The following is a 25,078-nucleotide window of genomic DNA, read 5'->3' as shown; positions in this document are numbered from 1 at the left end:
CGTGCCCCGCTCACCGGCCCGCGGGGCCCGTCAGGCCCGCCGAGCGGGCCAGCCGGCGGTAGGAGTCCAGGCGCAGCCCGTGGTCGTGGGTGCCCAGGGTGAGCAGCAGTTCGTCGGCGCCGCTGCGCCGGGCCAGTCCGGCGAGCGCTTCGGCCGCCTGCTGCCCGGTCCCGCCGATCCGCGAGTCGCGGGCCTCGGCGAACAGGGCGCGCTCGCGCTCGCTCATCTCCCTCCCCAGGACCTTCTGCGCCGGCTCCAGCGGCGGGAAGACGCCCCGGGTGCGGGAGACGACCGTCGCCCATGCCTCCGGCGCGTGCAGCGCCTCCGCCTCGGCGGCGGTGGCGCCCGCCGCCGCGCTCACCGAGACGACCACGTACGGCCTGCGGTACGGCTCCGGGGCCGCGGCGGAGGGCCGGAAGGCCGCGCGGTAGCCGTCGATCGCGCGCAGCATCCGCTCCTCGCCTCGTGCCGGGGCGATCACCAGCGGCAGCCCCCGCTCGGCCGCCGCCCGCGCCCCCGAGCCCGTGGCCAGCACGAACACCGGCATCCTCAGCCCCCGGGACGGCACGGCCCGCACCCCTTGCGCGCCGTCGCCGGTGAACCAGCCGAGCAGTTCGCCGAGGTCCTCGCCGAACCGGTCGGCGGCCTCCTTCTCAGCCCCCAGCGCCCGCCGCACCGCGCCGGTGAAGCCGACCGAGCGGCCCAGCCCCGCATCGATCCGCCCCGGGAAGAGCGACTCCAGCACCCCGAACTGCTCGGCGACCACCAGCGGCCGGTGGTTGGGCAGCATCACCCCGCCCGTCCCGACCCGGATGGCTGTGGTGGCCGAGGCGACGGCGGCGGCGAGCACGGTCGGCGCGGACCCGGCCACACCGGGGACCCCGTGGTGCTCGGCCACCCAGAAGCGGTGGTAGCCCAGCGCCTCGATCTCCCGGGCGAAGCGCACGGTGGCGCGCAGGGCCTCGTCCGCGCCCTCCCCCTCCCTGGTCAGGGACCTGTCCAGGACCGACAGCCGGACGGTGCGCAGCGCGTCGTTGACCATGCACCTTCCAACAACCGCGGCCGTGCGGGATTCCCGCGCCCTGCCGGGCAACCCCGCCCGGGGGTTTGGGCGTCCTGTGCTGGAGGAGCGAACGACGCGGGCAGGAAACAGGGAACGGGGAGCCGCCGGTGGGTGTCACGCTGGGCGAGGAGATCATGCTGCTGTCGCTGGACGACGTCTCCGGTGCGACGAGGGACTGGTCGTCCACGGGCTGGGGCGTGGCGGGCGGCATCCTGCTGGACCTGGTCCTGGCGGGACGGGTGGCCGTCCGGGACGGACGGCTGGAGGTCGCCGACCGCACCCCGACCGGCGTCCCCCCGCTCGACGGGCGCCTGGAGCGGATCGCCGGCTGGGCCGGGGGCGGGAGCCGGAAGAAGGCGTCCGACTGGCTGGCGAAGGACCAGGCGAAGTCCGTCCGGGCGGCGGTGGAGAGTCTCTGCGGACGCGGTCTGGTGGCCGAGGAGCGGGTCCGCGTCCTGGGCCTGTTCCCCGTGCGGCGCTATCCGGAGGCGGACGGTTCGGTGGAGCGGGAGGTGCGCGGGCGGCTGGAGTCCGTGGTCGTCGGCGGCGCGGACCCCGACGAACGCACCGCCGGCCTGGTGGCCCTGCTGCACGCGGCGGGGCTGTACCGGCAGGCGTTCCCCGGCCTGCCCCGCAGGCAGGTCGAGCCGCGTATGGCCGGGATCGCCGAGGGCAACCGGGTGGGCGACAGCGTCCGCCGGGCGATCCGCGACGTGCAGGCCGCGGTCGCGGTGGCCACGACGGTCACCGTGGTCACGGCTGCGTCCTGAGCCGGGGGCCGGGCACCCCACGCCCTTCCCGGTGCGGCGCCGGGTGCGCCAACGGTCACGGCCTCCTCGGCGCGGCCGTCCGCCTGCCCCGCCCTGTGGTGCGCAGCCCCCGCAGGCTGGCCGCGCGGACGGACGCGGTGATGCGGTTCAGCCGCTCGGACTCCAGTGACCAGGTCTGCCAGTGGAGTGCGACGTCCCGGTGGGCGTGCTCCTCGAGCAGGACCAGCGTCCCGTCGGCGAGTTCCGTCCCCAGCTGGCTCTCCGGGATCATGCCCCACCCCAGGCCGGCTCTCAGGGCCGCGAGGAACCCTTCGGACGACGGGATGGTGTGCGTGGGCGGGAGCCGGTCGACGCCTCGGGAGCGGAGTACCTGGCGCTGCAGGTCGTCCTTGGCGTTGAACTCCAGCATGGGCATGCCCGGCCAGTCGACACCGGCTCCGGTGGCGAAGCGCCGGTGCAGCGCGGGGGCTGCCACCGGTACGTAGCGCATGAAGCCCAGCCGCTCGACCCGGCATCCGTTGACCGGTGCGGGATCGGCGGTGACGGCCGCGATGACGTCCCCCTGGCGCAGGAGCCGGCTGCTGTGGTCCTGGTCCTCCACGTGCAGGTCCAGTGTGGTGTCCGTCCAGCCGGCGGCGTCGTGGAGGACGGGCACGAACCAGGTGATCAGGGAGTCGGCGTTGACGGCCACCGGTGTCACAGTCCGGGAGGAGACCCCGTTGCCCAGAGCCTTCCGGGTCTCGGCCTCCAGGACCTGCACCTGACGGGCCATGCGCAGCAGCACCGCCCCGGCCTCGGTGGGGGCGCAGGGCACGCCCCGGCGCACCACCACCTGCCCCACGGAGTTCTCCAGGGCCTTGATGCGCTGGCTGACGGCCGAGGGGCTGATCCTGAGCAGGTCCGCGGCGGCCTCGAAGGTGCCCTCGTCGATGATCGCGGCCAGGGCGCGCAGGTGCTCGAAGTTCATGAAGCAAACCTAATGCATCCGTCATTTCCTTCATTTGTCTGCAGGTGGCGGGCTGGCTACCGTCAGGGCCATGTGGGGTACATGGGGTGCCGGGCTGGCGGCCGGCCTGGCTCTGATCATCGCCATCGGCGCGCAGAACGCGTTCGTGCTGCGGCAGGGCATCCGCCGGGAGCACGTGGGGGCGGTGGTGCTGCTGTGCACGGCCGGCGATGTCGTGCTGATCCTCGGCGGCACCGCCGGGATCGGGGCACTGGTGTCGCGGTTCCCCGGCGCCCTGGAAGTACTGCGGTGGGCGGGAGCCGCCTACCTGGCGTGGTGGGCGGTGCGCTCCTTCGTCTCCGCGGTGAGACCCGCCTCCCTGAAGGCCGGGACCGCCCGTTCGCGGAGATCGGTGATCACCACCACCCTGGCCCTGACCTTCCTGAACCCCCATGTCTACCTCGACACCTTGGTGCTGCTGGGCAGCCTCGCCAACCAGCAGGGCCCCGACGCCCGGTGGGTGTTCGCCACCGGGGCGGTGGCGGGCAGCGTGGTGTGGTTCTCCTCCCTCGGCTACGGCGCCCGGATGCTGTCGGGCGTGCTCGACAGCCCGCGCACCTGGCGGGTGCTGGACCTGGTGATCGGCTTCGTGATGCTCGCCCTGGCGGTCGGCCTGGTCCTGGGATGACGCCTTCGCGGCACGCGGCCGCGGCTCCCGGCGGGCAGCCCGGCCCACGGCGCGTCACCGCGGCAGGAGGGCCCTGAACTCCACCGTCGTGTCGCACCAGCGCTCCAGCAGCACCCGGTCGTGGCCGACCGCGAGCAGCGCCGTGCCGTGTTCGCGGCGGTGCTCCTCCACGGCGGCGACGAGGGCGGCGGTGGTGGAGGCGTCGAGCATCGCGGTCATCTCGTCGCAGACCAGCAGACGGGGGCGCAGGACGAGCGCGCGGGCCAGGCAGGCGCGCTGGAGCTGGCCGTCGCTGACCTCGTGGGGGCGGCGGGCGAGCAGATCGCCGCCGAGGCCGACGGAGGCGGCCAGTGCGGGCAGGCGTACGCGGACCTCGGCCCGGCGGCCGGTGGCGCGCAGGGGTTCGGCGATCAGGTCGGCCAGGGTCAGGCGGGGATCGGCGGCGAGGCGGGGCTGCTGGAAGACGACGCCGACGGTCGTGCGCAGCTCGCGCGGGGCGCGGTGGCGGAAGCCGTGCGCCGGCCGCCCGGCCAGCCGTACGGTGCCCGCCCGCGGCCGGTGCAGCAGGGCGGCGACGCGGGCGAGGGTGGACTTGCCGCAGCCGCTGGGGCCGAGCAGTCCGACGGCCTCGCCGTCGCCCACGGTCAGGGACACCTCGCGCAGTACGGGGGCGCGGCGGTCGTATCCGGCGGTGATGCCGCGCAGTTCCAGCGCGGGCCCGGGCGTCGGTCCGGGTGTCGGCTCATGCGTCGCTTCAGGCATCGGCGGTCTCCGGGGCGTGGGAGTGCGCGTGGTGGCAGGCCACCGCTCCGGCGCGTGCGCCGGTCAGGGCGGGCACGGCGGCGCAGGCGTCGGTGGCGCGGTCGCAGCGCGGGGCGAAGGCGCAGCCGCCGGGCAGTGCGTCCAGTTCGGGCGGCATGCCGGGGATGGGGGTGAAGGACCGATCGGGCAGGGCTTCCAACAGGCCGCGGGCGTACGGGTGCCGGGGTCCGGGTGTGCCGAAGAAGCCGGCGGCGCCGGTGAGTTCGACGACGCGTCCGGCGTACATCACCGCGACCCGGTCGGCGACGCGCTCGGCGGCGGCCAGGTCGTGGGTGATGAGCAGCAGGCCGTGGCCGGCGTCCACCTGGCGGCGCAGTTCGTCCACGGTGCGGTCCACCAGGTCGCGGTCCAGGCCGGTGGTCGGTTCGTCGGCGATCAGCAGCGGGGCCCCGCCGACGAGGGCGAGGGCGGTCGCGGCGCGCTGGGCGAGGCCGCCGGAGAGCTGGTGCGGGTACCGGTCGAGGTGGTCGGCGGGGAACGCGGCGCGTTCGGCGGCGGCCTCGGCGGCCCCGCGCAGCCCGGGCCCGCGTACAGCGGTCAGCTCCCGCACCGTCTCCTCCAGCTGGGAGCGGACGGTGCGCACCGGGGTGAGGTGCGAGGCGGGGCTCTGCGGCACCAGGGCGATACGGCGGCCCCGCACACGGCGGGCCAGCACCGCCTCCCCGGCGGTGAGCAGGTCCAGGCCGTCCAGCCGGGCCGCGCCGCCCACCCGGGCGTTGCCGGGCAGCAGCCCCAGCAGCGCGGAGGCCAGCACCGACTTGCCGCAGCCGCTCTCCCCCACCAGGGCCAGGCACTCGCCGGGGGCGAGGTCGAAGGACACGTCCGTCACGGCGGCGACGGTGCGCCCGCCGCGCAGCGGGAAGTGCACGGACAACTCTCGTACGGACAGCTCCCGTACGGGCAGCCGGGCCGTCACAGTGCCAGCTCCGATCGGACGCGCGGGTTGATCCGCTCGCGCCAGGCGCCGACGAGTCCGGCGATGGCGAGGGTGGGGACGATGATGAACAGACCGGGCCAGAGGGCGGGCCACCAGGCTCCGGCGAGCAGCGAGCCGCGCGCGGCCTCGGTCATGGTGCCGAGACTGGCCTGGTGGGCGGGGATGCCCAGGCCCAGGAAGGACAGCGCGGACTCGTGCCAGATCGCGTGCGGCACCATCAGCACGGCCGCGAGTCCGGCCTGCGGCAGGACGCCGGGCAGCAGGTGGCGCACGGCCACCCGCCACCGCGAGGCGCCGCCGGAGATCGCGGCGTCCACGTACGGGCGGTTGCGCAGGGAGTGGGTCTCGGCCCGGACGATGCGGGCGGTGGAGAGCCAGTGGGTGAGGCCGACGGAGGCGATGACCGACCAGACACCGGGCCGGAACATCGCCACGACGAAGACGCCCAGGAGCAGGTGGGGCACGGAGGCGAAGATGTCCACGACCCGCATCACCAGCCGGTCGGTGCGCCCTCCCAGCGCCCCGGCCAGACCGCCGACGGCGATGCCGACGACCGTGGCCGCAAGGGCCGCGACCACTCCGACCAGCAGCGAGACGCGCAGTCCGTGGACGCAGCGCAGCAGCAGGTCGCGGCCCAGCTCGTCGGTGCCGAACGGGTGCTCCCACGAGGGGGGCTGGAGTTTGGCCGTGAGGTCGACGGCCTGCTGGTCCAGCGGGAAGGCCGCCGGCACCAGCAGCGCGGCCAGGACGGTGGCGGCGGTGAGGACGGCCGAGGCGCGGGTGCGCCAGGCGCGGGCGCCCGGCGGGCGTCCGGGGCCGCGCCGCGGAGCGGAGGCCGGGACGGGAGTCCTGCCGGGGGCTTCTGCGAGGGCTTCGGCGGGGGCCTGTGCGGGGACGGTCACATCTCCTCCGGGTCGATCCGGGGGTCGGCCAGTACGTAGAGCAGGTCGGCCAGCAGGTTTCCGGCGAGCACGGCGGCGGTGGCCAGGACGGTCACGGCGGCCAGCAGCGGGAAGTCGGCCGCGGTGGCGGCGCGGACGGTGGCCGAGGCGATGCCGGGCCAGCTGAAGACGGTCTCCACCAGCAGGGCTCCGGTGATCAGCTCGGGTACGCGGGTGCCGATGAGGGTGAGCACCGGCAGCAGTCCGGAACGCAGGGCGTGCCCCAGCAGCACCGTCCGCTCGCGCAGGCCGCGGGCGCGGGCTCCGCGCACCGGGTCCTCGTGGAGCGCGTCGGCCACGCCCTGCCGTACGTACAGGGCGAACCACGGCAGTTGGGACAGGGCCAGCACGGCCACCGGCAGCACCAGATGGCGTGCCAGCGAGCCGGCGGTGACGGTGTCCTCGCCGCTGTCGGTGAGTCCTCCGGCCGGCAGCACGCCGAGCTGGAGGGCGAAGAACCAGACGGCCAGCAGTCCGAGCCAGAACGGCGGAGCGCCCTGGAGGACGTAGGAGCCGCCGGTGACGCAGCGGTCGAGCCATCCGCCCCGGCGGCGCGCGGCGGCGGTGCCGAGCACGGTGCCGAGCACCACCGCGGCGGCGAACGCGAGCGCGCACAGCAGCACGGACCAGCCCAGGCGTTCGCCGACGACCTGGGCGACCGGCTGGCGCAGCGAGACCGACTGCCCCAGGTCCCCGGTCGCGGCGGAGGTGAGCCAGCGCCACCACTGCCCGGTGAACGGGCCGTCCGCGGCGAGGTTCTCGCGCAGCTGGTCGAGGGTGTTCTGGGAGGCGCGCAACCCGGCGCTCCCGGCGTACTGGCGCACCGGGTCGAAGGGGGACGCGGCGGCCAGCGCGAAGACGCCGAGGGTCACGGCGGCCAGGACGGGGACGGCGGCCAGTGCCCGCCGTCCCGCCAGGCGCGCCAGCGGGGCCCAGGGCGGTCCCGTGCGCGGTTCCGTCTTCACTTCCTCGGCCGCCAGTCCTCGACGTTCCACCAGGGGCCCGTGCCCAGGCCGTGGTCGTGGGGCTCGACCTGGGTGGTGACGCCCCGCCAGGCGTCGTCCATCACGTACACGTGGTCGATGTGGGTGAGGAAGGTGTAGCCGGGGTTCTCGGCCAGTTCGCGCTGGACGGTGGCGTACGCCTCGGCGCGGGCGGCGCGGTCGTTCGTGCGGCGCCCCTCCTCCAGGGCGCGGTCGGCCTCCGGGTTGTCGTAGGCGGCCATGTTGTTGAAGCCGTCCAGGGCGAGGGAGGAGTGCAGCAGGGGGTAGAGGTCGAAGTCGGGGTCGGCCGGGCTGCCGCCGCCGGAGAGGACGGCGTCGTCCTTCATGCGCGGCTCGATGACCTCCCAGGTGCCGGACTCGACGGTGATGTCGATGCCGATCTCCTCGGCGTCGGCGGCGTAGGCGAGGGCGTGCTCCTGGCGGAGCCGGTCGCCGGAGGGGTACCAGAGGGTGAAGGCGGCGCGGCGGCCGTCCCTGCGGCGCACCCCGTCCTCGCCCGCCTTCCAGCCGGCGTCCTCGAGGATCTCCTTCGCCTTGTCCGGGTCGTGGCCGCGCTCGGTGCCTTTCGCGAACCAGGGGCTGCCGGTGGGCACGGGGCCGTACGCGGCCCGGCCGGCGCCGTCCAGCACGCTGTCCACGATCGCCTGCCGGTCCACGGCGGTGTCCAGTGCGCGGCGCACCGCGCGGTCGCCGGTGACGGGGCCCGCGGTGGGGAGGGTGACGGCCCGGAAGTCGGCGGTCCTCGCCCGGATCACGCGCCGGCCGTCGTCGCCCGCGAAGGTGCCTGCGAGGGCGGGCGGCAGGACCGCGGCGTCGAGGTCGCCGGAGCGCAGCCGGGTGGCGCGTACGTCGTCGTCCTTGATGACGGCCATGGTGAGTCTCTCCACCTCCGGCACGCCGCCCCAGTAGCCGGGATTGGCCTGGAAGGTGAGCTTCTCGCCGCGGCTCCAGCCGGTGAGGACGTAGGGACCGGTGCCGACCGGCTCGGTGTTGTAGGGGCCGGTGTTGACGTCCTGTCCGGCGGCGGCCTCCTTGGAGGCGATGGGCAGCACGGTGCGCTCGGCGAAGGCGGCGTAGGGGTACTTGAGTCGGAAGACGACGGTGTCCCCGCCCTCGGCGGTGACGCTGTCGAGGGCGTCCAGCTCGCCCTTGGAGGGGTTGTTGGTCCCCTCGTCGAGGATGGTCTCGTAGGTGAAGACCACGTCCTCGGCGTCGAAGGGGGTGCCGTCGCTGAAGGTCACCCCCTCGCGCAGGGTGTAGGTGTAGGTCCGGCCGCCGTCGCCGATCTCCGGGAGCTTCGCGGCGAGGGCGGGCTCCAGCTCCATGCCGGCGTCGTGCCGCAGCAGGCCGTCGAAGATCTTGGAGTTGCCGTCCTTGCCGTAGCCGAGCAGAGGGCTGAGGGTGTCCGGTTCCTGGGCGATGCCCACCACCAGGGAGCCCCCCGTACCGCTGCCCGCTCCCCCCTTCCCGTCGGACGGCGCGGAGCATGCCGCCGCTCCGGCCAGCACCGCGCCGAACGTCATGGCGGCGACCGTCCGTATCACCCGCAGTCTCATGGTTCACACCCTTGTTGCCACACAGTCGTTGTTGCAAACAGCTTGCAATTAAACCGCAGGCGGGTGCGCGCCGCATCACCCCCTCGCGCCTCCCCCACCGGCCGGGGCGCGGCGCTTCGATCACCCTTCGATCACCCCGCGGTCACGAAGGGCCTTCCGAACCGGTTTATTCGACCCTTCTGTGGACTAGACCTTGACTCCCCAATTGGCCTGTGCCAAATCTGTGCAGACCCCACGCTCGCTCCCCCCACGCCCGTACCGTCGGCAACCTCCCAGGGGACAGCCATGCCAGTCCGCCGCCCTTTCCGCCTACTCGCGTCCGCCCTGTCCGCCGCACTGCTGCTGAGCGGGTGCGGCATCCTCGCCGACACCGGCGGCCAGGACCAGGACCGGACCCTCGACGTCTGGCTGATGCGGGGCAGCCTCTCCGAGGAGCTCACCGACGCCGCCGTCCGGGACTTCGAGCGGCGCAACCCCGGCGTGGAGGTGAAGGTCACCGTCCAGGACTGGCCGGGGATCGACAGGAAGGTCACCGCGGCCCTCGACTCCGGTGACGCACCGGACGTGATCGAGGTGGGCAACACCCAGGTCGCCCAGTACGTGGAGGCCGGCGGGGTGTCCGACCTCACCATCAGGGTCTTCGACCTCGGCGGCGACCACTGGGTCCCCGGGCTGGAGGAGCCCGGGAAGATCGACGGCTACCAGTACGGCGTCCCCTTCTACGCCGCCAACCGCGTCGTCGTCTACCGCAAGGACCTCTTCGAGCAGGCCGGGATCACGAAGCCCCCCGCCACCCGTGAGGAGTGGATCGAGGTCACCTCCCGGCTCGACCGGTCCGGACGGCAGGGCATCTACCTGCCGGGGCAGAACTGGTACGTGCTGGCGGGCTTCATCTGGGACGAGGGCGGCGACCTCGCCGTCGAGCGCAGCGGCCGGTGGGCCGGCACGCTCGACACCCCGGAGGCGCTGCGCGGCATGGAGTTCTACGAGGAGCTCCAGTCCCACGGACGGGGCCCCGTCGACTCGGACGAGTCCAGGCCGGAGCAGCGCGAGTTCTTCGCCGGGAACGAGATCGCCCAGATCATCGACGTGCCCGGCGCCGCCGAGCTGATCGTCGAGAAGAACCCCGCGCTGGCCGGCAAGCTCGGCTTCTTCCCCATCCCCGGCAAGGAGGCCGGGGAGCCGGGCGCGGTCTTCACCGGCGGCTCGGTGCTGATCATCCCGGAGCGGGCCGCCGAGCCGGCCGCGGCGTACTCCTTCGTCAAGCTGCTGACCGGTGAGAAGTGGCAGCGGAAGCTGGCCCGGACGATGAGCGTGGTGCCCAACAGCACCGAGCTGGCCGACGCGTTGAAGGACGACCCGGGCGCCGCGGCGATGGCCGAGGGCGCCCGCAACGGGCGCGCCACCCCCAACTCGCCGCGGTGGGGCCGGCTTGAGGCGGACAACCCGATCAAGAGGTACCAGACGGAGGTGCTGCGCGGCGCCGACCCGAAGACGGCGGCGCGCGAGGCCTCCCGGCGGATCACCGCGATCCTGGGCGGGCGCGGCTGACGCCCGCCCGCCGCCGTACGCCCGCGCCCCGGCGCCCCGGCACTCCGGTGCCGGGGCGCCCTACGGGCTCAGGCGGACGCCAGACCGCGCCCGCGCAGCCACAGCAGCTGCTCCCACTGCTGCGAGGAGCGGCCTCCGGCGTGGTCGCCGAAGTGCCACACCCTGATGTCCTTGTCCTCCCCCGCGTAGCGGTGGTAGGCGGCGAAGACCGTCGAGGGCGGGCAGACCGGGTCCATGAGGCCCACGCTGAACAGCGCGGGAGCGGTGGCGCGGCGTGCGAAGTGCAGGCCGTCGAAGTAGTTCAGCGTGGTGAAGACGGACTCGGGGTCGATGCGCCGGTGCACCCCGAGGTAGTGGGCGATCTCCGGATACGGGCCGGCCGCGGCCAGTTCGGCGCCCCGGCGGAAGTGGCACAGGAACGGCACGTCCACCAGTGCCGCCGCCACCTTCTCCGGTGCCAGCCCGGCCACGGCCAGGGCCAGTCCGCCTCCCTGGCTGCCACCGGCGACCACCACCCGCTCCGGGTCCACCGCCGGGTGCTCGCGCACGGCGTCCACGGCGCGCACGCAGTCGGTCATCAGCCGCCGGTAGTAGTGGTGGGCGGGGTCGTCCAGGCCGCGGGTCATGAAGCCGCCGACGTACTGCGGGGTGGTGTCCGGATCCGGGTCGGGGGTGTCGTGGCCCTGGCCCCGGCTGTCGACGACGAGGGTGGCGCAGCCGGCCGCGCTCCACAGCAGGTGCTCGATGTACAGGCCGCGACCGCCGCTGTAGCCGATGTAGTTGACCACGGCGGGCAGCGGCCCGTCCGCGCCGCGCGGCAGGATCAGCCAGGCCGCGACGGGCTGGCCGTCCCAGCCGGGGAAGCGGACGTCGAACACCTCCACGGTGCTCAGCGGGGCGTCCTCGACCCGCCGGTACTCCGCCGGCCCGGGCGCCGCCGCGCGGGCGGCGGCGAGCGTCTTGGACCAGAAGGCGTCGAAGTCCCCGGGCTCGGCCACCTCGGGCCGGTAGGCGCGCAGTTCCTCCAGCGGAAGATCGGTCAGCGGCATGCGGATGTCCGTCCCCTCATAGCGACAGGCGATAGAAAGCGCTTTCCCCGGGAAAGCTACGTTCCGCCGCGGCCCCGGTCAACGGTATCCGCCCCACCGCGGGCCGGACGGCCCGGGCGAGCACCCTCGCGTTTGCACGGAACGCGCCCTCCTCTGCCTGGTGCCCCGGTTCCGGCTCCCCACCCCGGCCGGTCCCGGGACCCCGAGGGGCCGCGGGCCGGACACGGTGCCCGTGCCCACCCGTCAGGAGCGGCGGGTGTGTGATCGGCCATGCCCGCCTACCGCTTCTGGCCATCCGGATCCGGTCCTGCCAGGATCCCTGCCATGGCCAACGATCTCCTGCGTGATGTGTACGTCGTCGATGCGGTACGCACCCCCATCGGCCGCTACGGCGGCGCCCTGGCCGGAGTGCGCCCCGACGACCTGGCCGCCCACGTCATCCGCGCCCTGGTCGACCGCACCCCCGACCTCGACCCCGCCCGCATCGACGACGTCGTCCTCGGCAACGCCAACGGCGCCGGCGAGGACAACCGCAACGTCGCCCGCATGGCCACCCTCCTGGCCGGCCTGCCCACCACCGTCCCCGGCGTCACCGTCAACCGGCTGTGCGCCTCCGGCCTCGAAGCCGTCCTCCACGCCGCCCGCGCCATCGCCTGCGGCGACGCCTCCATCGCCATCGCCGGCGGCGTGGAATCCATGTCCCGCGCCCCCTGGGTGCTGCCCAAACCCGAGCGCGGCTTCCCCGCCGGCCACCAGCAGCTGTACTCCACCACTCTGGGCTGGCGCATGACCAACCCCGCCATGCCCCCCGAGTGGACCGTCTCCCTGGGAGAGGGCGCCGAGCAGGTCGCCGACAAACACGCCGTCACCCGCGAGGCCCAGGACGCCTACGCGCTGGCCAGCCACCGCAAGGCCGCAGCCGCCTGGGCCGACGGCGTCCACGGCGCCCACACCGTCCCCGTGCCCGGCGCCGACCTGACCCGCGACGAGTCCATCCGCGACACCACCTCTCCGGAGGCGCTGGCCAAGCTCAAGCCCGCCTTCCGCCCCGACGGAGGCACCGTCACCGCCGGCAACTCCTCCCCCCTCAACGACGGCGCCGCCGCCCTGCTGCTCACCGACGCGGCCGGTCTGAAGGCCACCGGGCGCGAGCCGCTGGCCCGCATCGCCGCCTCCGCCACCACCGCCATCGAACCCAACCTCTTCGGCCTCGGCCCCGTCCAGGCCGTCCACAACGCCCTGGCCAAGGCCGGCCGCGCCTTCGCCGACCTGGACGTCGTCGAACTCAACGAGGCCTTCGCAGCCCAGGTCCTGGGCTGTCTGGCCGAATGGCCCGACCTGGACCCGGCCGTCGTCAACCCCCACGGCGGCGCCATCGCCCTGGGCCACCCCCTGGGCGCCTCCGGCGCCCGCCTGGCCGGCGCGGTCGCCCACCACCTCGCCGCCACCGGCGCCCGCACCGGTCTCGCCACCCTGTGCATCGGCGTCGGCCAGGGCCAAGCACTCGTACTGGAGCGCTGAGCGGGGCGTACGACCGCACGGCCGTACGCCCACCCGTACGCCCGCCTCTCCCGGCACCGGGGCCCGCCGCATGACGGCGGGCCCCGGTGGTATCCATCTGCGCCATGGAGTGGGAATGGTTCGCGGCACCCGACTACTGGCTGAGCCGCCTGGTCCTCCAACGAGGCCTGGCCGCCGTCTACCTCGTCGCGTTCGTCTCGGCGGCGCTGCAGTTCCGGGCGCTGATCGGCGAACGCGGTCTGACCCCGGTCCCGGACTTCCTGCGCAGGGTGTCCTTCCGCGCCTCGCCGAGCCTGTTCCACCTGCGCTACTCCGACCGCCTCTTCGCGTCCGCGGCCTGGCTGGGCGCGGCGCTGTCGGCGGCGGTGCTGCTGGGCGCCGCCGACCGGGTGCCGCTGGCGGTGTCCATGGCGATGTGGGCGCTGCTGTGGGTGCTGTACCTGTCGATCGTGAACGTCGGCCAGACCTGGTACGCGTTCGGCTGGGAGTCGCTGCTGCTGGAGACCGGCTTCCTGGCCGTCTTCCTCGGCAACGCGGACGTCGCCCCGCCGCTGCTCGTCCTGGTCCTGCTGCGCTGGCTGCTGTTCCGGGTGGAGTTCGGCGCGGGGCTGATCAAGTGGCGCGGCGACCCGTGCTGGCGCAGGCTGACCTGCCTGGACTACCACCACGAGACCCAGCCGATGCCGGGTCCGCTGAGCTGGTTCTTCCACCGCCTGCCGCGCCCGCTGCACCGGTTGGAGGTGGCGGCCAACCACGTCACCCAGCTCGCCGTCCCCTTCCTGCTGTTCCTCCCGCAGCCGGTGGCGAGCTTCGCCGGACTGGCCGTGGTCGCCACCCAGCTGTGGCTGGTGGCGTCCGGCAACTTCGCCTGGCTCAACTGGCTGACGGTCCTGCTGGCCTTCTCCGCCGTCGACGGCTCCCCCGTCGCCGGCGCGCCCGCCCACGGCCCCACGCCCCTGTGGTTCGGCGTCGCCGTCATCGCCGTGACCGTGCTGGTGGCGGTGCTCAGCTACCGGCCCGCGCGCAACCTGCTCTCGCGCCGCCAGTTGATGAACGCCTCCTTCGACCGGCTCCACCTGGTCAACACCTACGGCGCCTTCGGCAGCGTGACGCGCGTCCGGCACGAGGTGGTGATCGAGGGCACCGACGAGGAGCGGATCACCGATGCCACGCGCTGGCGGGAGTACGGCTTCAAGGGCAAGCCGGGGGACGTGCGCCGGCTGCCGCGCCAGTACGCGCCGTACCACCTGCGGCTGGACTGGCTGATGTGGTTCGCCGCGCTCTCGCCCTCCTACGCGGCCCCCTGGTTCACCCGGCTGCTGCGCAGGCTGCTGGAGAACGACCCCGGCACCCTGCGGCTGCTGCGCACCGATCCCTTCCCCGGCACCCCGCCCGCCCACGTACGGGCCCTGCTGTACCGCTACCGCTTCACCACCTGGCGGGAGCTGCGCTCCACCGGCGCGTGGTGGGACCGCGAGCTGATCGGCCCCTACGGGCCGCCGGTCTCCCGGCGGCCCGCGGAGCCGGACGCGGGCACGGACACAGGCACGGGCACAGGCACGGGCACGGGCACGGGCACGGACGCGTCGTGAGCCGTACGGGGGACCGTCAGCCCCGCAGCCGGGCCGTCTCGGGCGAGGCGGTGTCCAGCGGCACCGACCATGCGTCCAGCACGCCGAGCTGGACGGCCTGCCGCCGCAGCACGGCGTCCAGCGCCCAGTCGGCGGCCACCCGGATCCGGTTGCCCGGCATCGCGGCGAGGTGGTAGCCGCGGGTGACGAGGTTGGCGATCGGGCCGGACAGCGGGATGCCGAAGGGGTTGGCCGCGGCCTGCACCCCGCCCAGGTCGACGACGAAGCCGAGGTCGCTGTGCTTGTATGGGCGGCGGGTGCCGACGCCGTAGGAGGCCATGATGTTGTTCGCGGCCGTCTTGCCCTGCCGGTGCGCGTGCTGGGCGGTCATCGCCGTGTACTGGCCCGGGTTGGTCAGGTCCGGCACCGCCGCGGCGTCACCGCAGGCGAACACGTCGGGGTGGCCGGGGACGTTCAGGTACTCGTCGACGATCAGCCGCCCCTTCTCGGTCGGCAGGCCGAGCTGCTCCACCAGTGGATCGGGCCGCACCCCGACGCACCAGATCAACGAGCGGGTGGGAACGAACTCCCCGGTGTTCAGCAGGACTCCGTCCTTGGTGGCCTCCTTCACCGAGGTCCCCGTCCGCACCTCCACGCCGCGTTTGCGCAGCACCCGGCCGGCGGTCTGCGCCAGCTTCTCGTCCAGGCCCGGCAGCACCCGGTCCGCGATGTCGAGCAGCATCCAGCGGGGCCGGGCGTCGGCCCGCATCCCTGCGGCGCTGCGGGCGTGCTGGCGGGCGAGGGAGTCGGTGAACATCTTGCCGTGGGCGGCCACCTCGGTACCGGTGTAGCCCGCGCCGACGACCACGAAGGTGGTGCGCGCCCGGCACTCCTCCGGATCCTCGGCGTTGGCGGCGAGGGCGACCTGCCGGCTGATGTGGTCGCGCAGGTACAGCGCCTCCGGCATGCCCCGGAACCCGACCGCGTGCTCGGCCACCCCGGGGATGGGCAGCAGCTTGTTCACGCTTCCGACGGTGAGGACGAGCCGGTCGTAGCCCAGGCTCTTCTCCGTCCCCTCGGGGTCGGTGTAGGTGATCGAGCGCCCGTCGAGGTCCACACCGTGGACCTCTCCCAGGACCAGCCGCACCTTCGGCAGCGTCCCCGCCAGCGACACCGAGACCCGGCGTGCCTCCAGGAGCCCGGCCGACACCTCGGGCAGCAGCGGCAGGTACAGGAAGTAGTCGTTCGGGTTCACCAGCACGATCTCGGCCGCCCCTCGGAGCTTCCGCGACAGCGTCCTGGCGGTCTGGTAACCGGCGAACCCGGCTCCGACGATCACAATCCGGGAACGGCTCACGTGCGACTCCAGTCCTCGGGACCAACGACCAGGGCAACCGCGTTTCCCGCCTGCGTCCCGGCAAACCCGCTCCGGCGCCCGCCACGGCCTTCCGCCGCCGCCCCTCCCCCACCGCCGACCCCCTCCGCCGCGCGGCCCCCCGTACGCCGCTCCGGGCTCGGTGATCACACACTGCACACGGTAGGCAACGGTCTCGTCGCCCGGGGATCGACCGGGAACGGAGGTGATCTTCCGCCGCCGCCCCTGAGGGGTGAGCGGGCACTCCCCGGAATGCGGTATGGTTTCTGTGCGCGAACGGCGAGGGACAAGATCCCGAACCGGGAGAGCATCGGGACGTGGCGCAGCTTGGTAGCGCACTTGACTGGGGGTCAAGGGGTCGCAGGTTCAAATCCTGTCGTCCCGACACTGGTCAGAAGCCCCCTGGGATCTTCCCAGGGGGCTTCTGACATCAGCGGCTGACATCAACCGAGGTCACTCGGGCGGCCGAGCTGCTTCCTCGTCCTCTCCCCCGCCCTCCGGACCCAACGCATCCTCCATCCGCTCGGCGGCTGCTCTGAGCGTCGTGTCCATCACGTGCGCGTAGGTGTCCAGCGTCATGGTGATCGTGCTGTGCCCCAGCGTCTCCATGATGGTCCGGGCATCCACTCCCTGAGCCAGCAGGAGTGAGGCGCAGGTATGCCGGAGGTCATGCACCCGCACCCTGCGCACGTTCGCGTTGCGGCAGAGAACGGTGAGCATCCGGTTCAAGCTCCGCGGATCGGTCGGCCGGCCGGTGGGTGTGGTGAAGACCAGCTCGTTCGGCTGGTGCGGGAGCGGATCCCACTTCAGCCCAGCGGCGGCCCTCTCGGTGCGCTGGGCCGCCTGGTGCTCTCTGAGGGCGTCCACGCACCGCCGGGGCAGCGAGATGGTGCGTTGGGAGCGAGCGGTTTTCGGAGTGCCGAAGACCAGCTCTTTCTTGATGCGCTGGAGATTGCGGCGCACTCGGAGCTGTCGCCCGTCGAGGTCGATGTCATCCCAGGTGAGAGCGAGCACTTCCCCACGGCGCAGGCCGGTGGAGACGAGCAACAGCCACAGGGCGTACAGCCGATGGAGCCGGGCCGCCTTGAGCAGCATCCGCACCTCGGTCCGGTCCAGCGGCCGCACTTCCTGCCGAGCGACCGGAGGTGTCTCCACGATGCGCGCCACGTTGCGGCCGACGAGTTCTTCCCGCACCGCCTGTTGCAGAGCCGACCGCAGCACGGCGTGGACGTACTGCACTGTGCGCGCTGACGGCCGGCGGCGGCAGCACTGCCCCTTGGCGCAGCATCTCCGCTCGTCCTCTGCGCGGTTCGCGTCCAGCCCTCGCAGGCAGCACAGACAGCCGTCGCGGAACTCCGCGAGGAAGCGTCGTACGTCGGCGGGGCTGAGCCGGTTGAGTTTCTTCCTGCCGAGTGAGGGGGCGATGTACAGGCGGGCCATCACCTCGTAGCTCATGAAGGTGGAGGGCTTGAGTCGCTCGGCAGCCACGGCTGCAAGCCAGTAGACGAGGTAGTCCCCGAACGGCATCGCGGAGGTGGCGGCGGGAATTCCCTGCCGGGTCTTCTCCTGGATCTCGGTGAGCTTCTCGGCTACCTCGGCGCGGGTCTTGCCGTAGACGAATTTGCGAACGCGGGTGCCGTCTGGGCGATAGACGTACGCGGCTGCCTGGTAGCGACCGTCCTTGCGTTTGGTGATGGTGCCCTCGCCGTTGGCGCGGCGCTTGGCCATCAGGCAGCCTCCTGCAGCTTGGAGCGGATGTATGTGCGGAGCGAGTCGGCGGGGACCCGCCGGGAGCGGCCTTCGGTGTAGCTGGGCAGGGTGCCGGAGCGGATCAGGTCATAGACCTTGCTCCGGCTCATCCGCAGCGCGGCCATGACCTCGGGGACGGTGAGGACTTCGTAGGTGTCGGGCAGAGCTGAGCTCATGCGGGCGTTTCTCCTCAGCAGCGAGTGACGGGGTAGGGCGTTGCCCTCTCCTCTGAGGTCCGCTACATCCGCCACGCCGCTACATCGCAGGTCAGCAGCGGGTTCGGTGTAGCGGGAAGGGTGCGTGTAGCGGCTACGTCCCCTCTCGGGAGCGGTCCGGCCGCCCCGGGCGGTGGGCTCGGGGCGGCCGGATGTAGCCGCTACACCGGGCGGGGTGCGCTACACGGACACGGGTTGTGAGCTGGGGTGTAGCGGCTGGAGCGGATGTAGCGCACTTTCCGGAGGGGGCGGGCAGTAACGGGTCCAGGCGTCGTGCAGGTCTTCGGCGTGGTAGCCCTTGAGGACGCCTCCGGCGGTGCGGATGTTGCGGGAGGCGATCGGGTCACCGTCGGCGGTGACGTACTGGCTGAGCATCCGCGACAGCCGCCGGGAATCCAGTGGGCGGCCGTCCAGGTCGGCCCAGGGCGCGTCGTCCAGCGCGTTGAGCCGATCCAGAATGGCGACGGTGGGCAGCTTGTCCACCCCGATCAGCACGTGGTCACGCAGATCGGTCAGCAGACGAATGCCGAGGCTGGCCTTGTCGTTGACCTGGGATGCCTTGACCAGCGTCAGGCAGGCTTCCCGCGCCCGGCGCGGCCAGTCGCCCCCGGCCGCGTCCGCCACCGCGATCAGCGGCTCCCACACGTCGGCGGGCCGGTCGGCCACCCCCTCGGGCAGCTCGGGGTAGGCGCCGGCCACCTCCTCCTGCACAGTTTCGGCCCAGGCGGCAAGCCGGTCGCGCAGCGCGTTGCCCTCCGCGACGTGGATGCGGGTGCGGAAGGGCTCCACCTTCTCGTTGCGGGCCCGGCGGCGCATCCGGATGATGACCGAGCGGGTCAGGATCGTGTCCGGCAGCGAGCCGAGTCCGGCCACCGCCACCGCACAGAACGACGGGAAGCCCTGCACCTGCTGGTTGGCACCGTCCCCCACGCACCGGTACATCACCCGGCCCCGGGTGTGCCCGGCGTTGAGGAAGCCGCGGAGCTGCTCATTGTCCCCGGCCTTGGGGCCGAAGACGGTGTCGATCTCGTCGAAGAGGATGGTGGGCCGGCCGCCGTCGAGTCCGGCCACCGACCGGAACAGCGCGGCGGCGGAGGCGTCCACGGCGGCCATGGAGCGCGGCACCAGTGTCTCCACCACCTCCAGCGCCCGGGACTTCCCCGACCCCGGCTCCGGGGAGAGGAAGGCCAGGCGCGGGGTGGAGTCGAAGCAGTCCAGCAGATGTGCGTGTGCGTCCCACAGCGCCACGGCCACGTAGGCGGCCTCGGTGGGGAAGACGTTGAAGCGCCGGTGGAAGTGCTCGACGGCGTCCAGCAGCTCGGCGCCGTCGAGGGTGATGGGCTGGGGGTTGGTCATGCGGCGGGCCTGCTTTCGGTGCGGTGGCGCAGGGGGCAGTTCTCGCGGTGGTTGGTGTGGGCGTCGATCAGGGCGAGGACTTGGCGGTGGTCGACGGCGCTGCGGTCGTGGCCGCACGCGCACCACGAGTGGGCGGTGGGCACGGCGCCGCGGCCGGGCGCGGCGAGGTGCAGCCACGCCACGATGCGACGGCCGTCGCCACGGCGCGGGCCAGGACCAGAGCGGACGCCCTGGCGGGCGGCGTCCTTTCGGTCGCCTCCGGCTGCCGGGTGTGCGGCCTGGTCGGCGGCGGGCGGCCGGTCGGGGGTGGGGGGGCTCTTCAGGCGGGCAGCAGCGCGGGGGCTCATGCGGTCCTCCGCTGCGGGTTGTGGGCGATGGACCAGTTCAGCCCGGAGCGGAGGGTGGCGCGGCACTCGGCCGGCGGCAGACCGGCCGCCTGCCCTGCTCCCTGAAGAGCCTCCTCCACCATGGACCGGGGGAGGTCGCCGGATGCGACGAAGCGTCCCAGGGCGCGGGCGGCCCGCAGCAGCGCGGCGTTGCGCCCGCCCTCGGCCGCCGTGGCGACGGCCGTCGTCTCGTTGCGCAGCGCCGCTTCCGCGTACCGGGGTGCCTGGGTCGACAGCGCGACCGGCACCGCCACGGTGGCGGGCCGGGGGGCGGGCAGCAGGGCGGCCAGCAGCCAGGTCGGCAGCGGCGCCACCGGCCGGTCCTCGGTCACCGCGTAGGGGCGGCCGTCGACGGCACTGCCGGGGGCGACGACGTACCCGCCCCAGGCCCGGGTGTCGATCTTCGCCGCGAGTCTGCCCTTGGTGCTGGGCAGCCGCGCCCCGGCCGGGGAGGTGAAGTACAGGTGCCGCCCGCCGCTCGCGGTCCGCACGGTGAGCGTGTGGGGGACGGCGTGTCCGGCGCGCTCGCAGAGCGCCTGAAAGGTGGTTACGCCGTCAGGCGTTCCTTCCGGCTCTTCGGGCTTGGGCCGGTCGAGGTCGATCACGACCAGCCCGGAGGGGCCGGTGGCCACCCCGATGCCGTAGGGCCGGTGTTCCCACGCCTGCCGGATGCGGTCGGGGTCGGTGGTGGCGCGCTGCTCGGGTTTGCGGTGGCCGTGCGTGCAGCGGCCGGTGCGCGGGCAGCGGGCCTCGGCGTGCCCGGCCGGGACCTTGCTGCCGGGGCGCAGCGGGAAGACGTGCCAGCCGCGCCCGGCGACGGCCAGGGCGGCGGACAGCAGCGCGGAGCGTGCGTCATGGGTCATGCTGGAGACCTCCTGAGTCTCTTGGCTGGAGATGGGAGAACCGGGGCGGTCGCGCATCTTTGGCGAGAGGGGCGACCGCCCCGGGCGCTTGTCAGGCCGCGTGGGCGGTGTGGGTCTGCGCGGTGGTGGCCAGCAGCCGCAGGGCGGCGGTGGCCTGGTGGGGGACGACGCCATTGCCCAGGGCCTTGAGCTGGGCGGTGCGGGACAGGCCGGGCACATCGGTGACATGGCCGGCGGGCAGGCCCATCAGCCACTCCACCAGGAGCGGGTTCAGCCGTCCCAGAGCGTCAACTGGCCCCGGGGCGGGGCGGCCGAGGACGGCTTCCCAGCGTCGGACGGCCGGGGCGTAGCGGCCCCAATCCGGTGGGCTACCGAGGGCAGGGTCAGGTCCCCTCTGCTGCCGCGCTGGTTCGGGCCGCCCTTGGTTCCGTGCGTCGCCCGCGGGGTGGGCAGCAGGGTGCCGTTGTGGGTCAGATCGGTCAGGGTGGGGGAGGTGCTGCGCGGGTTCGGCGCGGTGGCCTGCCGGGCTCCCCGGGCGTCCCCGGCCACCGGGGTGGGCAGCAGGGAGACGGCGTGCCGCAGGTTCATCCCGCCCTGCGCGGCGTGGCCGGTGCCGGTGGCCTCCGAGGTTGAGGGGGTGGGCAGCAGCGCGGCCACCGTCGGCAGGCCATCGGAGTAGCCGCGGCCCTTGGCGTCCCTCGCACGGGGGGTGGGCAGGCCAGGCGAGGAGGAACAGGCGGTTGCGCCGGTGGGCGGCGCCGACGTCGGATGCGCGAAGAGTGCACCACTGCGCATCGAACCCGAGGGCGGCAAGGTCGGTGAGGACGGTGTCGAATCCGAGGGAAAGGTGCCCTGCGACGTTCTCAAAGACCGCGTAGCTCGGTCGTAGTACGCGAAGGGCACGGGCGATGTGCGGCCAGATGTGGCGGTCATCGGTGACTCCCTTCCGTTTGCCGGCGGTGCTGAACGGCTGGCAGGGGTAGCCGCCGCACACGATGTCCACCGGTTCCACCGTGTGCCAGTCGACGGCGGTGATGTCTGCGAGGTTGGGCACCTGCGGCCAGTGGTGGGCCAGGATGCGGGCGGCGCCGGGGTCGTTGTCGGCCACCCACGTCAGGGTGCCGCCGAACACGGCTTGGACGGCCATGTCCAGACCGCCGTAGCCGGTGCACACCGAGCCGATGCGCACCGGGTCGGGAGGATGGGCCATGCTGTAGACCTCCTGAGTCTCTGCGGAGAGTTGGGTATCGGAGCGGGCCGCGCGATCTTTGGCGAGACGTGGGCGGCCCGCTCCGGGCGTTACTTGCCCTTGGGGCGGGCGAGTTGGAGGAAGGTGCCGATACCGACCGGGCCCGCCAGGGTGCCCAGCAGGGCGGCGGTGCGGACGGCGAACTCGAACAGCGCCAGGGCGGCGGCGGCCAGGCCGACGAACCCGAACGCGACGGCCAGCCCGACGGCGAGCGGCACCGCATAGGCGGTGGCCCGGCGCCGCGGGGGCGGGGCGTGGACGATGACGACGGTGCGGTCGTCTAAGCGGTGGTAGAGATCGGCGGGCAGGTGCGGGGCGAGGTGCCCCGGCGGCTCACGGCGGTCCATGACGGCCTCCTTGAGTGGTGGGTGTGCGGAAACGCAGAGCCCCGCCCGGCGGGTGGCGGGGCGGGGCTCTGCTTGTCGTGCGTCTTGTCATCCGGCTTGTCGTGCGGGGTGTCGCTTGTCTTGTCTTGTCGCTTGTCTCGCCGCAGGTCACAAGCCGTTTTCGCCCCTCACCGAGTCGTCTGGGAGGCTGTGTGCGGGTGGGGCGACAGGCGACAGGCGGTCACTGCTCGGTGGGGTTGTCGGGTGCGTGGCGGTGGTGGACGTAGCGGGCCTTGGTACCGGTGCCGACGCGCACGGCGGTGCCGTCCTCGGTCCAGCTCTTGAGCCAGCCGACGACGGTTTGCCGGGTGGTGCCGTGCTCGTCGGCCAGTGCGCGGGCGATGGCGGAGGCTCCGGTGCCCTCGGGGCCGGCGGCGAGCAGGAGCGCCAGCGCCGCATCCTTGGCTGCGTTGTTCTCGCTCCGCAGCGCGGAGAGGTTCAGCCCGCTTCTGGCCGGCCGGTCCGGTTCCGGGTGCTCGGGGTCGGGGGCGGTGGCGAACTGGGCGTCGATCTGCGCACGGAACCGGCGCGCGAGTTCCTCCTCGTCCGGCTCCGCGGTGGGCAGCTGCTCGCTGCGGAGCGCGGAGAGGTTCAGCCCACTCGCCTGGTCGGCCCGCTGCCCGTGGCCGGTGGCGGCGGGAGTGCTGGGCTGGTCGCGCATCCAGGCGGTGCGGTCCGCATCCCAGCGCCGGGCGTAGACCTCTCCGGCCGCGGTGGCGGACGGAGCGTCGAGGGTGGGGTGGCGGTCGGCGGTGGCGGCGGTGATGTCGCGGATCTGGTTGGGCAGGATCCGCCAAGACTTGAACAGCGCGGCCGGGGACTCGGGAGTGCCCATGAATCCGGCGCCCTTGTAGGGGGCCTGGTCCACCCGCAGGCCGCGGGAGCCGGGGAACTGCTTGGACAGGTCCATGCCCTCGGTCTCTCCGCCGGTGAGCGCGACGCGGACCTTGGCTTCCCGGCGGATCATCAGGTTGCCCAGCACCGCGCCGGTGGCCCCCAGCGCGGTCAGCACGGTGCGGATGCCCATGGCGCGGGCGATCCGGATCACTTCCAGGATCTTGGCCGCGAGCACGCGGGGTTGCTTGTCGCTACCGGCCAGGACCTCCGCGCCTTCGTCGATGACCAGCATGATCTGTGGAATCCGTGGGCTGATGGGCAGCAGGTCGGTGTTCGCGCGGGCCATCAGGTCCTGGTAGACGGTCTTGCGGTGCTTGGCGACCCGCACCGCAGTGTCCAGCATCAGGGCCGCTTCCTCGGGGGAGGCGGCCAGCCAGTCCACCCCGGGCCGCATGCCGTCGACCGGCCGCCCCTCGCGGTCGAGGGCGGGGCGCACCCAGGGCAGGCCGGCCGATCCGGCGTTGAGGTCGATGACCCAGGTGAGCACGTCTTCGGCGCGGGCGAACCCGGCCAGGATGGTGTGGACCATGTTGGTTTTGCCCGAGCCGGTGGGGCCGACGACCAGTGCGCACTGCTCGCGCAGGTAGACGCGGATCTCCTCGGCGTTGGTCCGCAGACCCCAGGGGATGCCGGTCAGGACCGACAGGGGCCCGTAGTCGGTGGGGTAGGTCACCTCCCTCGCGAGCACGTTGACGGTGGTCACGTCGACCAGGACACGGCCCTGGTCGATGCCCGGGGAGGCGGTGGCGGTGCAGCCGTGCGGCAGCCGGGCGTCCGCCGACAGCCTGGGGGCCTCCCGCGCGATGCGGTCGTAGGTGGCCCCGCCGGGCGGCAGGTCGGCGTCCAGGGTGAAGCCGGTGCCGGTGGGCCACATCTCCACCGCCCGCACCCGCACGGTGATCCCACACACCCGCTGGATCCGGTCCACCCATTCGGCGGCGATGGCCCGGCGTTCGGCGGACAGCTCGGCGGCCACCTGCCGTTCAGCCTGCGCGAGTGCCTCCAGCTCGCGGGCCTCCTCGTGCAGCAGGGTGGCACGGGCCGCGGCGCCGATGCCGACCCCGAGGGTGGCCAGCGAGCCCAGCGCGGCCCAGGACAGCGGGCCCGAGGCCATGGCCCAGGTGGTCCATCCGGCGCCGATCAGCCAGGAGGCGGCCCGCATGCCGATGGTGCGGGCGGCCAGGCGGTCGCGGAGGCTGGTGACGGTGTGGCCGATCGCTCCGGCCGCGCCGACCGCGAGCGCCCAGCCGGGCGGCAGGCCGGCGGCCGCACCGGTGGTGGCAACGGCGAGGCATCCGGTGGTGGCGGACAGGGCGCCGGTCACGGGTCCGTGACCGGCCGCCCAGTCCCACACCGGCCCCGTTGAGGCGGTGTTGGTGGTCATGGTCAGACGTTCCATCCCTTCTCGGCCTCGGTGCCGTTGCGGGGCTCCTCGTGGCGGGCGATGTCGGCCTCGTGCACCCGGCGGAACAGCGGGCCCATCTCCTCGGCCTTGTCCATGGCGCCCACCAGCGCGGCGTAGATGTCCTCGAATCCGGCGGCGACCTCCTTCTCCAGCGGGAACTCCTCATCCGCACGCTCGGCCAGGATGCGGAAGGTGTTCGCGATGGAGGTGAGGGCGGCGGGCAGGTTCTCGACCATGGCGAGGATCTCCATGGCGCCGTCGGGGGTGTAGGTGCGGGCGGCCTCCTCCATCTCGGCGGCGGCCTCTTCGAAGCGGAAACCGGTCACGTGCACAACCTCCACAGGGTCGGCGGTGGGGTGGGTGGGGAGCAGGTGGGTGGGCCGCTGTACGCGGTCGGCGATCTCGTTCGGGTCCTCCTCGGCCGCGGCGGCGGCCCCCTCGGCCTCCAGCGCGGCCCGGATCTCCGCATAGCGGGCGGTGCGCTGCTCGGCGGCGGTGCGGGTCATCGCCCGGTACAGGCGGCGGCCCGGGTACATGAGCCACGCCCAGCCCAGGCGGCGGCCCAGCGGGGTGGAGGCCAGTCCCAGCAGACCGAGCGGGGCGGCCAGCAGCGCCGCCAGCAGACGGCGCCCGTGGAAGCGGGCCGCCGACCGCCACAGCGCCTTCCGCGCCCGCTTGCGGGCCGGTGCCGTGCGCACCGCCTTCCGCTGCCCGTCGAGGTGCCGGGCCGCCGCGCGGTCTCGCGCTCCCACGCCCTGGCCGACGAGCGCGACGCCGT

Annotated in this window: 23 protein-coding genes, 1 tRNA gene and 2 pseudogenes; 6 read left to right on the top strand and 20 right to left on the bottom strand. The window is 73.6% G+C overall.

The window, feature by feature from the left end; genetic code table 11:
* Positions 1-10 precede the first annotated feature (10 nt).
* Positions 11-1,042 (bottom strand): MsnO8 family LLM class oxidoreductase, encoded by a 1,032-nt coding sequence (locus ACLIYP_RS11205; protein WP_412712980.1) that lies wholly within the window; start codon positions 1,040-1,042, stop codon positions 11-13.
* 128 nt (positions 1,043-1,170) lie between these two features.
* On the opposite strand from ACLIYP_RS11205, the gene ACLIYP_RS11200 reads away from it, so the two are divergent.
* Positions 1,171-1,833 (top strand): GOLPH3/VPS74 family protein, encoded by a 663-nt coding sequence (locus ACLIYP_RS11200; protein ID WP_412712979.1) that lies wholly within the window; start codon positions 1,171-1,173, stop codon positions 1,831-1,833.
* A gap of 55 nt (positions 1,834-1,888) precedes the next feature.
* Here ACLIYP_RS11200 and ACLIYP_RS11195 read toward each other — a convergent pair whose 3' ends face one another.
* The gene (locus ACLIYP_RS11195; protein WP_412712978.1) at positions 1,889-2,800 is read right to left on the bottom strand and encodes a LysR family transcriptional regulator ArgP; all 912 of its coding nucleotides are present in this window, start codon (positions 2,798-2,800) and stop codon (positions 1,889-1,891) included.
* A gap of 70 nt (positions 2,801-2,870) precedes the next feature.
* Here ACLIYP_RS11195 and ACLIYP_RS11190 point away from each other — a divergent pair, with 70 nt between their 5' ends.
* The gene (locus tag ACLIYP_RS11190; protein ID WP_412712977.1) at positions 2,871-3,467 is read left to right on the top strand and encodes a LysE/ArgO family amino acid transporter; all 597 of its coding nucleotides are present in this window, start codon (positions 2,871-2,873) and stop codon (positions 3,465-3,467) included.
* 54 nt (positions 3,468-3,521) lie between these two features.
* Here the strand turns inward: ACLIYP_RS11190 and ACLIYP_RS11185 are convergent, their stop codons facing one another.
* Genes ACLIYP_RS11185 through ACLIYP_RS11165 form a run of 5 tightly spaced genes read right to left on the bottom strand, consistent with a single transcriptional unit; the run spans position 3,522 to position 8,727 of the window.
* Positions 3,522-4,229 carry an ABC transporter ATP-binding protein gene (locus tag ACLIYP_RS11185; RefSeq protein ID WP_412712976.1) on the bottom strand — a complete coding sequence of 236 codons (708 nt, stop codon included), beginning with the start codon at positions 4,227-4,229 and terminating at the stop codon, positions 3,522-3,524.
* Complete coding sequence (locus tag ACLIYP_RS11180) at positions 4,222-5,205, bottom strand: ABC transporter ATP-binding protein (protein ID WP_412712975.1); 984 nt, start codon at positions 5,203-5,205, stop codon at positions 4,222-4,224. Before ACLIYP_RS11180 ends, ACLIYP_RS11185 begins: the two co-directional genes overlap by 8 nt.
* On the bottom strand, positions 5,202-6,128 hold the full coding sequence (locus ACLIYP_RS11175; protein ID WP_412712974.1) for an ABC transporter permease: 927 nt from the start codon (positions 6,126-6,128) through the stop codon (positions 5,202-5,204). Before ACLIYP_RS11175 ends, ACLIYP_RS11180 begins: the two co-directional genes overlap by 4 nt.
* On the bottom strand, positions 6,125-7,132 hold the full coding sequence (locus tag ACLIYP_RS11170) for an ABC transporter permease (protein WP_412712995.1): 1,008 nt from the start codon (positions 7,130-7,132) through the stop codon (positions 6,125-6,127). The genes ACLIYP_RS11175 and ACLIYP_RS11170 overlap by 4 nt, the downstream gene beginning before the upstream one ends.
* On the bottom strand, positions 7,129-8,727 hold the full coding sequence (locus ACLIYP_RS11165; protein ID WP_412712973.1) for an ABC transporter substrate-binding protein: 1,599 nt from the start codon (positions 8,725-8,727) through the stop codon (positions 7,129-7,131). The genes ACLIYP_RS11170 and ACLIYP_RS11165 overlap by 4 nt, the downstream gene beginning before the upstream one ends.
* A 285-nt stretch (positions 8,728-9,012) precedes the next feature.
* Between ACLIYP_RS11165 and ACLIYP_RS11160 the strand changes: the two genes are divergently transcribed.
* Complete coding sequence (locus ACLIYP_RS11160) at positions 9,013-10,278, top strand: extracellular solute-binding protein (RefSeq protein ID WP_412712972.1); 1,266 nt, start codon at positions 9,013-9,015, stop codon at positions 10,276-10,278.
* 68 nt (positions 10,279-10,346) lie between these two features.
* Here the strand turns inward: ACLIYP_RS11160 and ACLIYP_RS11155 are convergent, their stop codons facing one another.
* Positions 10,347-11,327: an acetylxylan esterase gene (locus tag ACLIYP_RS11155; RefSeq protein WP_412712971.1), complete on the bottom strand. Its 981-nt coding sequence runs from the start codon at positions 11,325-11,327 to the stop codon at positions 10,347-10,349.
* A 324-nt stretch (positions 11,328-11,651) separates the two neighbouring features.
* Here ACLIYP_RS11155 and ACLIYP_RS11150 point away from each other — a divergent pair, with 324 nt between their 5' ends.
* Both ACLIYP_RS11150 and ACLIYP_RS11145 read left to right on the top strand, forming a co-directional pair.
* Positions 11,652-12,848, top strand: coding sequence for a thiolase family protein (locus ACLIYP_RS11150; protein ID WP_412712970.1), 1,197 nt, complete (start codon positions 11,652-11,654; stop codon positions 12,846-12,848).
* Positions 12,849-12,952: 104 nt separating this feature from the next.
* Positions 12,953-14,440: a lipase maturation factor family protein gene (locus ACLIYP_RS11145; RefSeq protein ID WP_412712969.1), complete on the top strand. Its 1,488-nt coding sequence runs from the start codon at positions 12,953-12,955 to the stop codon at positions 14,438-14,440.
* A 16-nt stretch (positions 14,441-14,456) separates the two neighbouring features.
* On the opposite strand, the gene ACLIYP_RS11140 is transcribed toward ACLIYP_RS11145, so the two are convergent.
* A complete protein-coding gene (locus tag ACLIYP_RS11140) occupies positions 14,457-15,776 on the bottom strand; it encodes an NAD(P)/FAD-dependent oxidoreductase (RefSeq protein ID WP_412712968.1) in 1,320 nt (439 codons plus the stop codon).
* Between the two features lie 329 nt (positions 15,777-16,105).
* Here ACLIYP_RS11140 and ACLIYP_RS11135 point away from each other — a divergent pair.
* Positions 16,106-16,179, top strand: a tRNA-Pro gene (locus tag ACLIYP_RS11135).
* Between the two features lie 68 nt (positions 16,180-16,247).
* On the opposite strand, the gene ACLIYP_RS11130 is transcribed toward ACLIYP_RS11135, so the two are convergent.
* The 11 genes and pseudogenes from ACLIYP_RS11130 to ACLIYP_RS11080 all read right to left on the bottom strand — a co-directional run.
* Positions 16,248-17,522 (bottom strand): tyrosine-type recombinase/integrase, encoded by a 1,275-nt coding sequence (locus ACLIYP_RS11130; RefSeq protein ID WP_412712967.1) that lies wholly within the window; start codon positions 17,520-17,522, stop codon positions 16,248-16,250.
* Positions 17,522-17,719 carry a helix-turn-helix domain-containing protein gene (locus ACLIYP_RS11125; RefSeq protein WP_269744182.1) on the bottom strand — a complete coding sequence of 66 codons (198 nt, stop codon included), beginning with the start codon at positions 17,717-17,719 and terminating at the stop codon, positions 17,522-17,524. The genes ACLIYP_RS11130 and ACLIYP_RS11125 overlap by 1 nt, the downstream gene beginning before the upstream one ends.
* 219 nt (positions 17,720-17,938) lie before the next feature.
* Positions 17,939-19,114, bottom strand: coding sequence for a DUF3631 domain-containing protein (locus ACLIYP_RS11120; protein WP_412712966.1), 1,176 nt, complete (start codon positions 19,112-19,114; stop codon positions 17,939-17,941).
* Entirely contained in the window at positions 19,111-19,296 is a 186-nt protein-coding gene (locus ACLIYP_RS11115; RefSeq protein ID WP_412712965.1) for a hypothetical protein, read from the bottom strand. The genes ACLIYP_RS11120 and ACLIYP_RS11115 overlap by 4 nt, the downstream gene beginning before the upstream one ends.
* Before the next feature lie 161 nt (positions 19,297-19,457).
* Positions 19,458-20,363 carry a bifunctional DNA primase/polymerase gene (locus tag ACLIYP_RS11110; RefSeq protein WP_412712964.1) on the bottom strand — a complete coding sequence of 302 codons (906 nt, stop codon included), beginning with the start codon at positions 20,361-20,363 and terminating at the stop codon, positions 19,458-19,460.
* Between the two features lie 91 nt (positions 20,364-20,454).
* Positions 20,455-20,610: a hypothetical protein gene (locus ACLIYP_RS11105; protein WP_412712997.1), complete on the bottom strand. Its 156-nt coding sequence runs from the start codon at positions 20,608-20,610 to the stop codon at positions 20,455-20,457.
* Positions 20,611-20,633: 23 nt separating this feature from the next.
* Complete coding sequence (locus ACLIYP_RS11100; RefSeq protein WP_412712996.1) at positions 20,634-21,158, bottom strand: hypothetical protein; 525 nt, start codon at positions 21,156-21,158, stop codon at positions 20,634-20,636.
* A pseudogene (locus ACLIYP_RS11095) lies at positions 21,145-21,510 on the bottom strand (DNA cytosine methyltransferase); the annotation flags it as partial. The gene ACLIYP_RS11100 and the pseudogene ACLIYP_RS11095, both read right to left, overlap by 14 nt.
* A 152-nt stretch (positions 21,511-21,662) precedes the next feature.
* Positions 21,663-21,959 carry a hypothetical protein gene (locus ACLIYP_RS11090; protein ID WP_412712963.1) on the bottom strand — a complete coding sequence of 99 codons (297 nt, stop codon included), beginning with the start codon at positions 21,957-21,959 and terminating at the stop codon, positions 21,663-21,665.
* A gap of 220 nt (positions 21,960-22,179) precedes the next feature.
* The gene (locus ACLIYP_RS11085) at positions 22,180-24,279 is read right to left on the bottom strand and encodes a hypothetical protein (protein ID WP_412712962.1); all 2,100 of its coding nucleotides are present in this window, start codon (positions 24,277-24,279) and stop codon (positions 22,180-22,182) included.
* Positions 24,280-24,281: 2 nt separating this feature from the next.
* A pseudogene (locus ACLIYP_RS11080) lies at positions 24,282-25,078 on the bottom strand (hypothetical protein); the annotation flags it as partial.

Origin of the sequence: Streptomyces nanhaiensis (genome assembly GCF_046614825.1) — a bacterium.
Classification (GTDB): Bacteria; Actinomycetota; Actinomycetes; order Streptomycetales; family Streptomycetaceae; genus Streptomyces; species Streptomyces radiopugnans.
Note: the sequence above shows the minus strand (reverse complement) of the source record. Positions and strands in the feature narration are given on the sequence as shown.